Source organism: Pseudoclavibacter soli DSM 23366 (genome assembly GCF_000423505.1).
GTDB lineage: Bacteria > Actinomycetota > Actinomycetes > Actinomycetales > Microbacteriaceae > Pseudoclavibacter_A > Pseudoclavibacter_A soli.
The window spans coordinates 567,398-581,617 of sequence record NZ_AUIC01000003.1; the positions used below are offsets into that span (position 1 = coordinate 567,398).

Sequence of the window (14,220 nt, forward strand, 5' to 3'; positions counted from 1 at the left end):
TGGAAAGTGCCTCGTGCCATCGCCTCGCCTGCGTCAGACTCGAGGCATGATCGCTCAGCTGCATCCTGCTCACCCACTCATCTGGCGCGCCGGCGGACACCTCCAGGTCGGCCTGACCAACCCTGTTGTGTTTCACGACCCGACGGCCTGCCAAGAAGACCTGCTCGTCGCCCTGCAGTCCGGGGCTCGCGAGGTCGATCTCCGCGAGGTGCTCGCTCAGTACGGCGAGCCCGAACAAACGCTCAGCGCCATGCTGCACCGACTGGGCGATCGAGTGCAGCACGTGCCTCGCGCGTTGGGTCTGCACCGCATGTGGGCCGTGCATCCTGATCAGCCGCTGGCTGAGCACAACCGGCTCATGCGCGCTCTCGACACCTCCTGCGTCGCGGTCATCGGCGACAGCCCCATGAGCACCCAGCTGCTGCTCGTGCTCGCCGCCAGCGGAGTGCGTCGACTGGTGCACGCCCCCGATCCTTCAGAGCCCCGCTGTGAGTCACGTCCGCCAGAGTGGCATATGCGCAGCGCCCCTTCGTCAGCCAGCAGCCCGCCGATCGACCATCTCATCTCGTCGCTCTACGAATGCGACGTGCGGCGAGTTGGGCCCACCGAGGCCGATCTCAGCGTCATCTGTGGCTATGGGCCACCGCACCCGGCACAGTGGGTGCCGTTGCTGCGCCATGATCAGCCGCATTTGAGTATGTGGTCCACTTCCACGGGTGCCGTTGTCGTGGGGCCGCTGGTAGTGCCGGGGCAGACCGGTTGTCTGGGGTGCGTACACCAGCATGCCCGAGATCATCACGTTGATTGGGCGCTGATGTGCGATCAGCTGTGGCGGCGCCCCAGGCTCGCTGCCGGCGCCAGCGACATCGCCCAAGCCAGCGCGATCGCAGCGCAGGTCGTGTTGCGGGCGCTCACTGCCACTCCGGCGCAGCTGCCCGGGGTCTTCGACCGGCGAGTTCAGGTCATGGGCGGGGCCACCCGACTGTTTTCGCACCGGCCGCATCCGCAGTGCCTCTGCCGTGATGCGACGCAGCTTACCGCCCCTCCAGAAAGCGCGAGCGCTGCGCCGCACGACCGCCCGAGCGCTCGGCATACGACAGATGCAGCGTGCGTCGCGCCCGCGTAACCGCGACATAAAACAGGCGACGCTCCTCGTCGATCTCTGCCTCGGTGGTGGCGGTGCTGATCGGCAGCAGCCCCTCATTCACACCAATCACATGCACGTGGTCCCATTCCAGGCCCTTTGCGGCATGCACCGTCGACAGTGTCACTGTCTCGGTGGTCGGTGGATGCTGCTGCTCGCGCCGTTCCAACAGCTCACGATGCAGTGCAGCAAGCGTGGTCTGCTCCCCAGCATCGATGCACACGCGACGCAGCGCTTCGAGAGTCTGCCACCGCTCACGCACTTCACCGGCCTCAGCCGGCGGCGTCGGCGACCATCCTGCCTCGGTCAGCGCACGCTCGAGCGCCGGCAGCGCGGCAGCACTCGGCTGCTCGGCCGCGGCCACACCGATGAGCAGCATGACATCGACGATCTCGCGTCTGGCGAAAAACGGCGTGGCATTGCGCAGAGCGAATGGCACACCGGCCTGGGTGAAGGCCTGCTCGAGCCTGGCGGTCTGGCTGTTGACTCGCATCAGCACAGCGATCTCGCGGGGCGAAGCACCGCCTGCGATCTGCGCGGCAACCGCACGTGCCACATGCTGGGCCTCGTCGGTCTCGTCGGCACACGCTGCCAGCTGTGGCGGGGGGCCGGCCACATCCGTCTCAAGACGCACTGCGCCGGGCCGCCCCTGCATTGCGGCGTTCGCCAGTGAGACGATGGGTGCGCTCGAGCGATAGTTGTGGGTAAGCTCGACCGTTTGTGCACCGACGAATTCCTGCTCGAAGTCGAGCAGATACCGCGGGTCAGCTCCCGAGAACGAATAGATCGTCTGGCTGGGGTCACCGACGACGCAGAGGTCGCGACGCCGCCCCATCCACTCGCGCAGCAGATCGTGCTGCACCGGCGAAACGTCCTGGTACTCGTCGACCACAAAGATGCGGTACTGGTCACGCACCTCGTCGGCAACCGCCGGCTCTTGCCGCAGCATGCCGGTCAGCGTGAGCAGCACATCTTCGAAGTCGATCACTCGGCGATCATCTTTGAGTCGCTCGTAACGCAGCATCACTGCGGCCATCTGCTCATCCGCGACGCCGTGCACTTGGCGATGCGGTGTCGCCAAATACTGATCAACCGTCAGCGCGCGCACTTTGCGCCACTCCACTTGGGCGGCCAGATCGCGCAACGTGGCCGTGTCTGGCTCGGGCAGCCCCACCGCATGCACGGCTTCAGCGATCACTGCGGCCTTCGACGAGAGCAGTCGCGGCAGCTGCGCGCCGAGGGTGCGCGGCCAAAAATGTCTCAGCTGCGCTAATGCAGCCGCGTGAAAAGTGCGCGCGGCGACCGGTGGCAGCCCGAGATGTGCAAGGCGCAGTCGCAGCTCGGCGGCGGCCTTGCTGGTGAAGGTGAGCGCCAGCACCGACTGCGGCTGATAGACCTGCTGTTCAATGCCCCAGGCGATGCGGTGTGTGATGGCTCGAGTCTTGCCAGTGCCCGCTCCGGCGAGCACACGCACCGGCCCGGTGAGCGCTTCGGCGACCGCCCGCTGCCGAGGATCCAGCGCATCAAGCGTGGCGGTCGCGGCTGGGCGCATCGAATCCTCTACTCTGGTCACATGAGTCGGTCTCCACTTACCTTAGCGGCACTCGCAACCTCGGCGATTCCGGGGCTGAACGTGGTCTCGGCGGCCCTGCACACCGCCGGCAGCACCGGGCGTTACGACTCCGCGGTGATCATCGGAGAAGACGGCTCGCACTACATCATCCGTGTACCAGAGACCCCCGCGGCCTACCGACTGCTCGAAGCCGAGCTGAAGTCGCTCAGCGCATTGAGCGCGGGCATCCGCACGCGTCTGCCGTTCGCCATTCCCAGCGAAGCCGGCCGGGTCGATGTGGGCGGCCTCAGCGCACTGGTCTACACCTACGTGCCGGGCGTGCTCATCGATGTCACCTGGCTGAGCCCGACCGACGGGCTGAGCACCTCAATCGGCGAGAGCTTGGCTGCACTGCATGCGCTGCCCACCGGCTTCATCGATGACTACGGCCTCCCCCATGAGACGCCCGAGGCCGTGCGCGAATCGGTGCGTCAGCTTCTTGTGCGAGCCGAGGCCAGTCGGCTGGTTCCGCCATCACTGCTGGAGCGTTGGACGGGCGCTCTTGACGATGATCCGCTGTGGGAGTTCGACCCCACCGTGGTGCACGGCGATTTGGATGACCAGTGCGTGTTAGTCGAACACAGTCACGTCAGCGGGGTGCTGTCGTGGTCTCAACTGCGTATCTCCGACCCGGCGCTCGACCTCGCCTGGCTGATTCACGCCGCCCCGGTGGCTGCCATCGACTCAGTATTCGCCGCGTATGCGCGAGACCTGCAGGAGGGCAGCTCCGTCATGCTGCGGCGACGTGCCACACTGCACGCTGAGCTGCATGTGGCGCGCTGGCTGCTGCACGGCGTTGATAAGAGCGATGCCGCCATCGTCGACGACGCAAAGAGCATGCTCGACCGTCTGGCAGACACCGTGCTCGATGACTACCAGCTGGCGCTGACCGACGTGGTGTTCGAGGCCGAGCGCGATGAGCATCCTTCCGAAGATGCCGAACCTGTGGCAATCGAACTGGAAATCGAGATCGAGGCTGAAGCCGAAGTCGAGGCAAGCGAGCCGCAGACGCCCGCGGCCAGCGCGGCAGCCCCGACACCCGAGCAAACGTCAGCCGCAGCTGATTCGACGACTCCTGCTGCCGATGAGCCAGACGTGATCATCACCGAAGAGCACGAAGAGATCATCGTCGCCGAGGTCATCGACGAAGACGAGGCTGCGCCAGTTGACCGCCCCGGCGCCAACGAAGAGACTGCTACCGTCGTCGACGACGCTGCTGAGTCGTCACAGCGCAAAGCGCGTTCGTCTCTGCGCACGGGGTTTCACGAGCGGCTGTAGAGCGACTCCCACTGCTCAGCCAGATGCTGTGCGTCGAGCCACTGTTCTGGCGCGATCTCAATGTCGTCTGCCACGTAATAGAACCGCGCACTGACCTGCTGTACGTCGATGCCTGCATGCGCCGCCCAAGCCAGCCGATAAAGCGCTAACTGCAGCTGTCGTGCACGCAGCTGCTCGTTGTCGCTCGGCGGGCGACCAGTCTTCCAGTCGACCACTTCGAAGCCGTCATCGGTGGCGAACACTGCGTCGAGCTTGCACACGACATGGGCATCTGCGAGGGGCAGACGAATCTGCGTCTCAACGGCCACCGGGCGCTTGGATGCCCACCGGCTGCGTTCAAACGTCTCGCACAGCTGCTGCAGCATGCGACGGCTGCCAGCGTCAAGCACCACAGGGGTAATCGGTGCGAGCTCATCCGCATCGTCGATCGTTGCGAGCAGACCAGGGTCGCCGTCAAACTCGGCCAGCCGATCGGCAGCCAGCGGCAGGGTCTGGTCAGCGTTGCGATACCGCTGTTCGACCCATTCGTGAAACAGCGTGCCTACACGGGTCTGCACATATGGGCGTGAGGGCATGGGCCGGTACATCTCGGCGGCAGCACGCTCAGGCTGCAGCACAAAGTCTTTGAATCTCGAGGCCGCCACGCGCTCGGGCAGAGGCAGCAGCAGCGTTTGCGCCTGCTCTTCACGCTCGCGCAGCAGCCCCTCGACTCGCGCCTGCCAAGGGCCCAATTCGGCCACCGTGGGGTCGGTGAGCAGGTGCGCGGCTGCGGTGCGCGCTTGCTGGGCAGCGGCCTCAACTCGAGGCCGTCGGCCGCCGAGCGGGTCGTTGGGCCAGGCATACCATTGGGTCTCCGCCTCGTCAGGCGCGGGCACGTCTGCATATTCGGCAGACAGATCAGGAATCGCTCCGGCGGCACCGAGTGCGGAAAGAAATGGGCTGAGCTCGGCAGCGCGAGATGTCGCGTCGCGATAGGGTGCAGCACTCAGCAGCAGATCGTGGCGGCCACGAGTGAGCGCAACGTACGCGATGCGTCGCTCCTCGGCTAGATGGCGCTGCTTCTCAAGCTCGGCGAAGGCCTTGAACCTGCGGTTCAGGTCGGTGGAATCAGTCGCCTCTCGCCAGTCGAACGCCGGCAAATCGGCGCTGTCACCGCGAAAGTCGTATGGCAATTCGCCAATAGCGACCCACCCGCGCGTGCTGCGCGGTTTGGTGGGTAGCTCGCCGAGCACCATGCGCGGCACCGCAACGTGATCCCATTCAAGGCCTTTGGCTGCGTGTACTGTCAGCAGCTGCACGACCCCCGGGCGGGCTGGCGCACTTTCGAGGCTCAGGTTCTCTTGCTCAGCGACTCGTTCGAGCCAGGCGAGCAGTCCGGGGAGTGTGGCCGCCGACACAGTGCGGTCGTAATCGGTCACCTTACCGATCAGAGCATTGAGATTGCGCAGTGGATGGGCGAGGCTTTCGTTGGCCTGCAGCTCGATGTCGAGACCGATGCGTTCGATCACCAGCCGAACGAACTCCACAACGGGCAGGTGCGCGTCTCGTCGCAGATCGGCGAACAGCCGCGACGCCTGTTCGAGTCGCTGTAGAGCAATCTCAGTGAAGCCCGCGCGCGCAATAAGCCGAGCTGTCGAACGACTGGGGTGATGCAGCAGGTCAAGCGCGTCGACCAGCGAGGCATGCTCGTCGCCAGACACCGACTGGCGCATGCGACGAGCAACTTCGGCATCGAGACGTGCGCCATCGTCTGCGTAGCTTGCGACGTCGGCGGCGAAACGTCCGAGGGCGGCAAGGTCTGCGGGGCCGATGCGCCAGCGCGTGCCGCTCAGCAGGCGCACCAGTTCGTTGTCTGCCTCAGCGTCAGCGACGACGTGCAACGCACAGAGCAGATCGACGACTTCGGGCGACTCCAGCACACCAGCGAAGCCGACGATCTCGTGCGGGATGCCCCGATCAGCCAGAGCGCGGGCGAATGCTGGCATAGTGGCCCGAACCCGAAAGAGCACGGCTGCGGTGGTCTCTGGTGTCAGCCGCGGTTCGAGCCAGGCGGCTACTGCTGCAGCCTCATGCTCCGCGTCTGCTGCGATGAGCGTGTCGACTGCCCCCTCGTCGGCAGCCGGCCTCGCCCGCAGCGTGAGCACGTCAGCGGTGGGCGATGCGGCGTCGGCCGGCTCGGCAACCAGCGCATTGGCCGCAGCCAGAATGCGCTCTGAGTTGCGCCAGCTGGTGGCCAATTGGAACCGTGGCCCAGCGACGTCATGGAAGTCGGCCAGAAACCCCGCCAGGTTGCTGCTGCTGGCTCCGCGCCAGCCGTAGATGGCCTGGTTTGGGTCGCCGACAGCCATTACTCGCAATCCGGCGAACAGTTGGCTGAGCAGTCTGGTCTGCGACACCGAGGTGTCTTGATACTCGTCGAGAAACACCGCGCGATAGCGCTTTCGATAGGGCTCGATCGCAGCTGGGTCACGGCGCAACGCCTGTGCAGCCAACGCCACTTGGTCGGCATACTCGATGAGCCCAAGTTCGCGCTTGCGTCGCCCGTAGTCGACAGCCAGCGGCACGAGCGCCTCAAGGGCTGTCACCCGGTCGACGAGATCAAGCACGGCTTTGACAGGTTCTGCCTGACCCGGGCGCTTGGCCGGGCGCAGCGCAGTGAGGCTGCGGAAGTGCTCGGCAAAGGCCAGCAGATCGTCTGGGTCTGCGGCATTATCGACCATGGCATGCGCCAGCTGCAGCACGAGTGCCGCCACCTGCGCGGGGCCGCGCCCCAACAGATAGAGTGCCTCGTCGGCATCAGCATCGAGCACCACTTGGTGCGCGAGTTCCCATGCTCCGGCCTCGGTGAGCAGCGTGGCGTCGGGTTCATAGCCGATGCGCAAAGCGTTGTCTTGAAAGAGCGTGTTGGCAAAGGCATTGTAGGTCGAGACGGTGGGGCGGGCTTCGAGCGGCGTGCGCGTGGTGAGCCCGGCATCTTCGAGCGCATCGAGCGAGCGGTTGATGCGCGCCCCGAGCTCCGTGGCGGCCTTACGAGTGAACGTGAGACCGAGCACTTGCTCGGGGCTCACGAGCTGATTCGCCACCAGCCAGACCACCCGACGGGCCATGGTCTCGGTTTTGCCGCTGCCAGCCCCGGCGATCACAAGCGCCGGCCGCTCTTCAGCGAACTCGATCACCTGCTGCTGCTCGGCAGTCGGGCGATGAATGCCGACGTGATCAGCAATATCGACGGCGCTCAAACGGGCCATGTGATCTCTCCTCTGGTGTGAATGTAGGTGAGCGCCGGCCGGCCTGCCCCGCGCAGTGTGGCCCCGAGATCGGCCGGGAAAGAGCTGCCCGCCATGCCGTGGGCAAGGGCAATGATCTGTTTCTCGGCCTCGGCCAGCGCCTGGCCGTCGAGATGACTCTGAGCCACTAGGGCATGCCCCTTGGGGCCGTCGCCCACGAACAGCAGAGCAGCCTGAGCAAGCTGCTCAGCGGGCAGATCAGCCAGCGCACCCTCAGCCCAAGCCACCTGATAGGCGCGCAGCTGCAGGTGCTCTTCGGCGTCTTCTTGACTGATGCGCCTGCCGGTCTTGAGGTCGATGATGCGCAGCCGCTGGCCGTCGCTTTCGATGCGATCTATGCTGCCGCGCATCTCGACGATGTCAAAGGTGGTGGCAAACCCCTGCTCTGCCTCGAGGGCTCTCCACCCCTGCCCCTCGGCCTCGCGCAGATAGTCGACGGTGCGCTGCAGCATCTCGGTGGCTCGGTCAAGCTGCAAACGCGCCTGCCATGGGGTTTCGAAATCGAGTTCGCCCCACCTCGCACGCACCACCTCGACCAGCGGCCCGAGGTCGCGCAGGTGCTCGCGCCCTGCCCGTTCGAACGCTGCGTGCACCAGCGTGCCGATGCCTGCTTGGGTGCTGCGGTCGCTGGCCCCCACGTGCTGCAGAAACCACAGCAGTGGGTCTCGATCAAAGGTCTCGAGCTTCGACGGGGAGACCCGAACCAGCTCACCCCCTGCGATATCGGTGAGGTCTGCGGTGGTACTCGGCTCAGCCAGCCCGTTCCAGTCGGCGACAGCCGCACCGGGCACCTCTGCTGCAGCGAGCGTGGCGAGAGCCGCAGCTGCGGTGGTGTCGTCAGGATGCCCGTTCAGCCGCCGCCGCAGCGCACCTACCAGCCCACGCAGGGTGTATGCCCCGAGGTCGTCTGGCACATGGTCAACGAGCTCGACGACTTGGTGCATCAGACGGAACGCGAGGCTCGGCGCATTGTCTTCGTCGACGATGGTGGTCAATCGCAGATGCCGCTGTGCTCGGCTGAGCGCCTGCACCAGCAGCCGCAACTCATCGTGCAGGGTGGTGATGCGTCGGTCGACGTCGACAGTGCCGCAAACGTGATCGACGAGGTCGTCGGCCCCCAACAGGGTGTTGCGCACTCTCGTGTTGGGCCACAGCCCATCTTGCAGACCGAGCACCACCACGGTGTCGAACTGCTGACCGATCACGCTGGTCGGAGTGCCTAAATGCACGGCAGCTCGCCGACCTGTGTGCGCCAGTGAGTCTTCAGGAACCCGCTGATCGAGCTGCTGAGTCACGAACTCGGCGGCGCTGGCGTCGGGCTGCCGCTCGACATGACGCTGTGCCGCGGTAAACAGCGCTACCACCGCATCGAGTCGGCGGTTGGCGTCGACCGCCTGCACCCCGCTGCCGAGCGCCTGCTGACGCCACTGGTCGGCGACTGCTGCAGCATGCCACGCGCTCCACAGCAGATCAACGGCCGCCGCCTGCTCTTCGCCTTGCACCTGCACCTCTGTGAGCACCTCATGCAGGCGGTTCACCCGACGCAGCAGCGGCGAGACCGCCGATCTGCCCTCGTCTGGCACCCCCTCGCGCAGAGCAGCCACCAGCAGTTCGTCGGCATGCCGCTGCCCGCCGTCGCGCAGTTCGCGCTCGCGCAACAGTCGGCGCACGCGGCGCAGCCCCACCGCATCGAGACCACCGACGAACCCGGTGAGCAGTCGCTGGGCGGTGGCGGCATCGAGTGGGGTCAGCCCCAGCCCCACGGCAACAACCGTGAGCAGATCAAGGTTGACAGCCTCGTCGCGCAGCGGCCCGGCCACACCTGCGACAGCCACCGGCACCCCGGCCGCGGCCAGATCTCTCGACAGCTCGGCCAATCCTGCGCTCGACCGGGTGATGACCGCCATCTGCTGCCACGGCACGTCGAGGTCGATATGCCGACTGCGCAGCAGACTGGCCACATCGGTGACCTCGTCGATGCCATCGGAATATGCCCGTGCCTCGATGCCCACCGGGGCCGAATCGCCACCGGCTGCAACCAGCGCCGCACGCTGCGAACCGGCTTGGGCAACACCGACGTGATCGCTGACGGATGCGCAGGCTAGCGCCAGCGCGCCGTGCAGTCGATGACTCGTCTCAAGCACCACGGTATGTGCGTCGAGGCCCAGCTCGTGATGCAGGGTTGCGGCGAATGCCGCCTGCCCGCCGCGAAAGCCGTTGGTGGCCTGATCGGGGTTGCCGAACGTGACCAATGTGGCACCTCTGCTGACGAGCGCACGCAGCACCGGCAGCACTGCCCGAGTGTGCTCTTGGGCGTCGTCGATCAGCACCAAACGCACCTGTCCGAGCACGTGAGGGTCGCGCTGCAGCAGCGCTGCGGCACGCCCCACCAGCTCGCCGGTGTCGAAGGCCTCGGCGAGCCCGGGCGTAGCCGCCTTGATCTCGAAATAGTCGTCGAACAGGTCTGCTGCGGCGGCCCAGTCGGCTCGCCCGGCTGTGCGTGCGATCTCACGCAGCCGCTGTGGTGAGACGTCGAGCTCGAGCGTGCGGGCAAGCAGCTCACGAACCTCGGTGCGAAACCCGCGCAGCCGCAGCACCTCTTCGGTGATGCCCTCGGGCCACTGCGGCAGCCGGCCCGCCACCTGCCCGCTGGCGTAGCCGGTGAGCAGATCGGCCAGCAGGCGATCTTGTTCGCCGCCGGTGAGTAGCCGTGGCGGCGCCTCGCTGAGTTCGAGTGCCCGTGCCCGAAGCACCTCGAAAGCGAGCGAGCCGAGCGTGCGCACCACACCACCGGTCGAGACCTGTGACACCTCGGCGTCGATGAGTGCAGACAGCTGCGCGGCTGCTTGACGAGTGGGAGCGAGCACCAGCACCTGGTCGGGAGCGAAGCCATCTGAGAAGGCCGCCGCGGCCAGGCGCACCAGTGCGGTGGTCTTGCCGGTGCCCGGGGCGCCGAGTACCTGCATGTGGCGCTCGACGCCAGCGCGCACCACTTCGAGCTGAGACGCATCGAGCGCCTCAAGCGGGCACGCGGTGGCGTGCTCCGGTGCAGTGAATCTGATCTGCGGCATATCTCCACGCTAGAGCATGCCTCTGACACGCCCGCCGCTACACTGGGAGTCGGCGCCACACGGCGCCCGGTGGAAGGAGCAGCATGGAGATCAAGATCGGCATCCGCGAGACAGGTCGCGAGATCGTTCTCGAGTCGTCACAGAAGGCCGAAGAGGTCACCGAGGCAGTGCGCACCGCGCTCGCCGACGAGGCTCCCGTGCTCGAACTCACCGATGAGAAGGGCCGCCTGTACCTGGTGCCGTCAAAGGCACTGGCCTACATCGAGATCGGCCCCCAAGAGACCCGCAAGATCGGCTTCGTCTCGTAAATCGAAGCCGGGCTGCTCAGGCAGTCAGCCCGAGCGATTCCATACGCGCGGTGTGCGCGGCGATCAGATCGCCGTGCACGGCCTCGATCTGCGAGATCACCTGTTGCACCTCTTCGTCGCGGTGCAATGAGGTGTCACGCAGAGCACGCAGCACCGGGTCTGAGAGCACCATCAGCGACCGGCACCACAGCAGCGAATCGCCCACGACGCGCCGGCCCCACAATGCCAGCCGATCGGACATCCATGGGATGCGCTCGCTCTCGGCCGCCAGCACCGCCACCGCGTGCTTGGCCTCTGGGCGGTCGCCAAACGTCTGACGCAGACCGCCGCGCAGGCGCAGCCCGCGGCCAAGTGCCTTCGAGAAGTCGACGGCAATGCCGTCTACGAGATACGCGGCGAGCACGGCCTCCTGCCACAGCGCGGGTTGCAGCCGCCCCCACAGCGCCCGCGCCTCGAACTGGCCAATGCTGGTGTCGGCGAACGACCTGCCCGCAGCAGACTCATAGGCCTCGCGCAGCTGCACGTGTCGCTCGTAGAGCTCTTGAGCGAGTTCGGCCACATGCGCCTGTTCATCGAGATCGTCGATGTCAGCCAGCACCCGAGTGAGATATTCGAACCCCTCGAGTTTGAACGCCGCCAGCGAGGCGATCAGCCGTTCCGGCTCCGGCGCCAGAAAGTCGATGCGCACCGTCGAAGGTCGCACCGCATGCGCTGACTCCGAACGCGAGCGCACCCGCATCTCTTTGCCGACGCGACGCCGACCGAACAGTTTAAACACGCTCATCATCGTACCCGGTCGTGGCGGGCGCACCGGGGCGTCAGCGGCTCGAGGTCACGCGCACCGGCTGTGGTCGCTTGGCTCGCCGGCCGTCGCCCGACGAGGTGCCGCGCACACGACGCACCACCCACGGCCACAGGTAGTCACGCGCCCAGTGCAGATCTTCGGCCGTGGGCAGCCAGCCGTGAGCCGGTGTGGGCAGCGGCTGCTCGGGCGTGAGCTCATGCGGCACGCCCAGCGCGTCGAGCACCTGGATCGCCATGTTGTGATGCCCCAGCGGCGACATGTGCAGCCGATCGGTCGACCACATTCTGGGATCTTTGAGAAAGTCCATGCCCCACATGTCGACCACCGTCGCGCCGTGTCTGGCCGCCGACACTCGAATGTGCTCGTTATAGACCGCCACCTTGCCGCGCACCAGCCCGAACACCGGACGGTGCCCCACATCGATGCCGGTGAACACCGCCACATGGGCACCAGTTGAGCTCAGGCGCGACAGGTCATCGTCGAACAGCTGAGCCACCGCATCCGGATCGCTGCCGGGCCGAATGATGTCGTTGCCACCGGCGCAGAACGTGATCAGGTCTGGGCGCAGGGCCACTGCGTGCTCGATCTGCCCAGAGGTGATTTCATCGATCAATTTGCCGCGCACCGCGAGGTTCGCGTAGTCGAAGTCGGGGGTGCGCTCGGCCAGCACCTCCGCGACGCGGTCGGCCCAGCCTCGCACGCCACCGACGGCGTTGGCGTCTTCGTCGCCGATGCCCTCGGTGAAGCTGTCGCCGACAGCGACAAAACGGTTGATGGCCGGTGCGGCCCAGGTCGGATGTTCGGTTTCGGGGGTGGGTGACATACGACTCCTCTCACCGAGCATTGTGCGCGCCAGAGCCTCGGCGGTGCAACTGAACGGGGCCGGGGCTTGACGCACCCGGTAGACTGATCATGATGCCTCGAGTCCGAGGCAGTGCAGACAGCGCCGTGACCTCGCCCTGTGAGGCGTCGTCTCTCTGGCGCGCAGATGAAAGAATCCACACACGTGACCACCTTTGCAGAACTGAACATCGACGATTCGCTCGTCGCAGCCCTCAACGATTTGGGCTTCTCCGAGGCCTTCCCCATCCAAGAGCAGGCCATTCCCCTCGCCCTCAAGGGCAACGACATCATCGGCCAGGCCAAGACCGGCACTGGCAAGACATTGGGCTTCGGCCTACCGCTGCTGCAAGAGCTCGGCGAGCACCCCGACGCCCATGTACAGGCGCTTATCGTGGTGCCCACGCGTGAGCTGGCTCAGCAGGTGCACGAAGACCTCGTGGCCGCCACCACGCACCGCCCCGACGTGAAGATCGCCGCCATCTACGGCGGCAAGGCCTACGACGAGCAGATCGCCGCACTGAACGACGGCGCTCAGGTCGTCGTCGGCACCCCTGGCCGCCTGCTCGACCTCAACCAGCAGCACATTCTGCAGCTCGGCCAGGTGCGCTTCGTGGTGCTCGATGAAGCCGACAAGATGCTCGACCTGGGCTTTTTGCCCGACGTCGAGCGCATCTTCGCCAAGCTGCCCGAGGTGCGCCAGACCATGCTGTTCTCGGCGACCATGCCCGGCGCGATCGTCACGCTCAGCCGTCGGTTCATGTCGAACCCGATTCACGTACAGGTCGTCGACCCCGACGAGGGGCTCACCCAGGCCAATATCGACCACTTCGTCTATCGTGCGCACCCGCTCGACAAAGATGAGATCATCGCGCGCATCCTGCAGGCCGAGGGCCGCGGCCGGGTGGTCATCTTCACGCGCACCAAGCGCGCTGCGAGCCGCCTGGCTGATGAGCTGATCGACCGCGGGTTCAACGCGGTGGCCGTGCACGGCGACCTCAACCAAGAGCAGCGCGAGCGCAACCTGAACAAGTTCCGTGAGAACAAGGCCGATGTGCTCGTGGCCACCGACGTCGCCGCCCGCGGCATCGACGTCGATGACGTCACACACGTGATCAACCACAGCATCCCCGAAGACGAGAAAGACTACCTGCACCGGGTGGGCCGCACGGGGCGCGCTGGCAAGCACGGCGTGGCCGTCACCTTCGTCGACTGGGAAGACGTGACCCGCTGGGCACTGATCAACAAGGCCCTCGACTTCGGTCAGCCCGAGCCCACCGAGACGTACTCCACTTCAGAGCACCTGTTCACCGACCTGCACATCGACCCGTCGGTGAAGGGGCGACTGAAGCCCACCAGCCGCACCAAAGACGACCATGCCAAGGGGCGCGGCCGGGGTCGCGGCGGCAACAACAAGGGCGGCGAGCGCCGCGGTGATCGTTCGCACGGTCGCGGCGGACGCAGCGAGGGCCAGCACAAGCAGCATGGTGAGGCGCAGAGCGAGACCGCCGCAGCCGACGGCGCGCCCAAGCGCAACCGTCGCCGGCGCCGGCGCAGCTCGGGCAATGGCCCGGCCGCTGCCGGCACTGGCCCGGCCGCTGCCGGCACTGCCAGCACCCCCGAGGCCACCCCGCAGGCGTAGTCGCCGGGCACCAGCACAGAACGCCGCCTCCCAACCAGGAGGCGGCGTTCTGCGTCGTGTACCTTGCTGCCCAGTGATCGCATGCAACGCTTGCACTTCTGCAACTTCGTGGCTCGTGGGGCTGTACCTTCCTGCCCAGTGGTCACCGGCAGCACTCGCGTCTCGCGCGAGTCGGCCCGCGGCGTGGCACGAGAAATGGCGCCTATCGCACCTCAGTGGTCGTGCAGGTCAGG

Annotated in this window: 9 protein-coding genes; 4 read left to right on the forward strand and 5 right to left on the reverse strand. The window is 66.3% G+C overall.

Annotated elements, in window-relative coordinates; all coding sequences use genetic code 11:
* The first annotated feature begins 46 nt into the window (after positions 1-46).
* Entirely contained in the window at positions 47-1,126 is a 1,080-nt protein-coding gene (locus tag G557_RS0102630) for a hypothetical protein (protein WP_028244852.1), read from the forward strand.
* Here G557_RS0102630 and G557_RS0102635 read toward each other — a convergent pair.
* Entirely contained in the window at positions 1,035-2,717 is a 1,683-nt protein-coding gene (locus G557_RS0102635) for an ATP-dependent helicase (protein ID WP_245542750.1), read from the reverse strand. The genes G557_RS0102630 and G557_RS0102635 overlap by 92 nt on opposite strands.
* On the opposite strand from G557_RS0102635, the gene G557_RS11210 reads away from it, so the two are divergent.
* Positions 2,718-4,034: a phosphotransferase gene (locus G557_RS11210; protein ID WP_084626927.1), complete on the forward strand. Its 1,317-nt coding sequence runs from the start codon at positions 2,718-2,720 to the stop codon at positions 4,032-4,034.
* Here G557_RS11210 and G557_RS11215 read toward each other — a convergent pair.
* Both G557_RS11215 and G557_RS11220 read right to left on the reverse strand, forming a co-directional pair.
* Positions 4,019-7,282 (reverse strand): ATP-dependent helicase, encoded by a 3,264-nt coding sequence (locus tag G557_RS11215; RefSeq protein WP_051224227.1) that lies wholly within the window; start codon positions 7,280-7,282, stop codon positions 4,019-4,021. The two genes, G557_RS11210 and G557_RS11215, sit on opposite strands and share 16 nt — an antisense overlap.
* Positions 7,270-10,392, reverse strand: a complete 3,123-nt coding sequence (locus tag G557_RS11220; protein WP_051224230.1) for a UrvD/REP family ATP-dependent DNA helicase — start codon at positions 10,390-10,392, stop codon at positions 7,270-7,272. Before G557_RS11220 ends, G557_RS11215 begins: the two co-directional genes overlap by 13 nt.
* 83 nt (positions 10,393-10,475) lie before the next feature.
* On the opposite strand from G557_RS11220, the gene G557_RS0102655 reads away from it, so the two are divergent.
* The gene (locus tag G557_RS0102655; protein ID WP_028244854.1) at positions 10,476-10,700 is read left to right on the forward strand and encodes a DUF3107 domain-containing protein; all 225 of its coding nucleotides are present in this window, start codon (positions 10,476-10,478) and stop codon (positions 10,698-10,700) included.
* Between the two features lie 16 nt (positions 10,701-10,716).
* Here the strand turns inward: G557_RS0102655 and G557_RS0102660 are convergent, their stop codons facing one another.
* Both G557_RS0102660 and G557_RS0102665 read right to left on the reverse strand, forming a co-directional pair.
* The gene (locus tag G557_RS0102660) at positions 10,717-11,478 is read right to left on the reverse strand and encodes a ferritin-like fold-containing protein (RefSeq protein WP_169337733.1); all 762 of its coding nucleotides are present in this window, start codon (positions 11,476-11,478) and stop codon (positions 10,717-10,719) included.
* A 40-nt stretch (positions 11,479-11,518) separates the two neighbouring features.
* A complete protein-coding gene (locus G557_RS0102665) occupies positions 11,519-12,328 on the reverse strand; it encodes an SGNH/GDSL hydrolase family protein (protein ID WP_156877051.1) in 810 nt (269 codons plus the stop codon).
* Positions 12,329-12,511: 183 nt separating this feature from the next.
* On the opposite strand from G557_RS0102665, the gene G557_RS0102670 reads away from it, so the two are divergent.
* Complete coding sequence (locus G557_RS0102670; protein ID WP_028244857.1) at positions 12,512-13,987, forward strand: DEAD/DEAH box helicase; 1,476 nt, start codon at positions 12,512-12,514, stop codon at positions 13,985-13,987.
* Positions 13,988-14,220: the final 233 nt, after the last annotated feature.

Coding starts and splice junctions, on each gene's coding strand:
- G557_RS0102630 (WP_028244852.1), top strand. CDS start 47: ATGATCGCTCAGCTGCATCCTGCTCACCCACTCATCTGGCGCGCCGGC.
- G557_RS11210 (WP_084626927.1), top strand. CDS start 2,718: ATGAGTCGGTCTCCACTTACCTTAGCGGCACTCGCAACCTCGGCGATT.
- G557_RS11215 (WP_051224227.1), bottom strand. CDS start 7,282: ATGGCCCGTTTGAGCGCCGTCGATATTGCTGATCACGTCGGCATTCAT.
- G557_RS11220 (WP_051224230.1), bottom strand. CDS start 10,392: ATGCCGCAGATCAGATTCACTGCACCGGAGCACGCCACCGCGTGCCCG.
- G557_RS0102655 (WP_028244854.1), top strand. CDS start 10,476: ATGGAGATCAAGATCGGCATCCGCGAGACAGGTCGCGAGATCGTTCTC.
- G557_RS0102665 (WP_156877051.1), bottom strand. CDS start 12,328: ATGTCACCCACCCCCGAAACCGAACATCCGACCTGGGCCGCACCGGCC.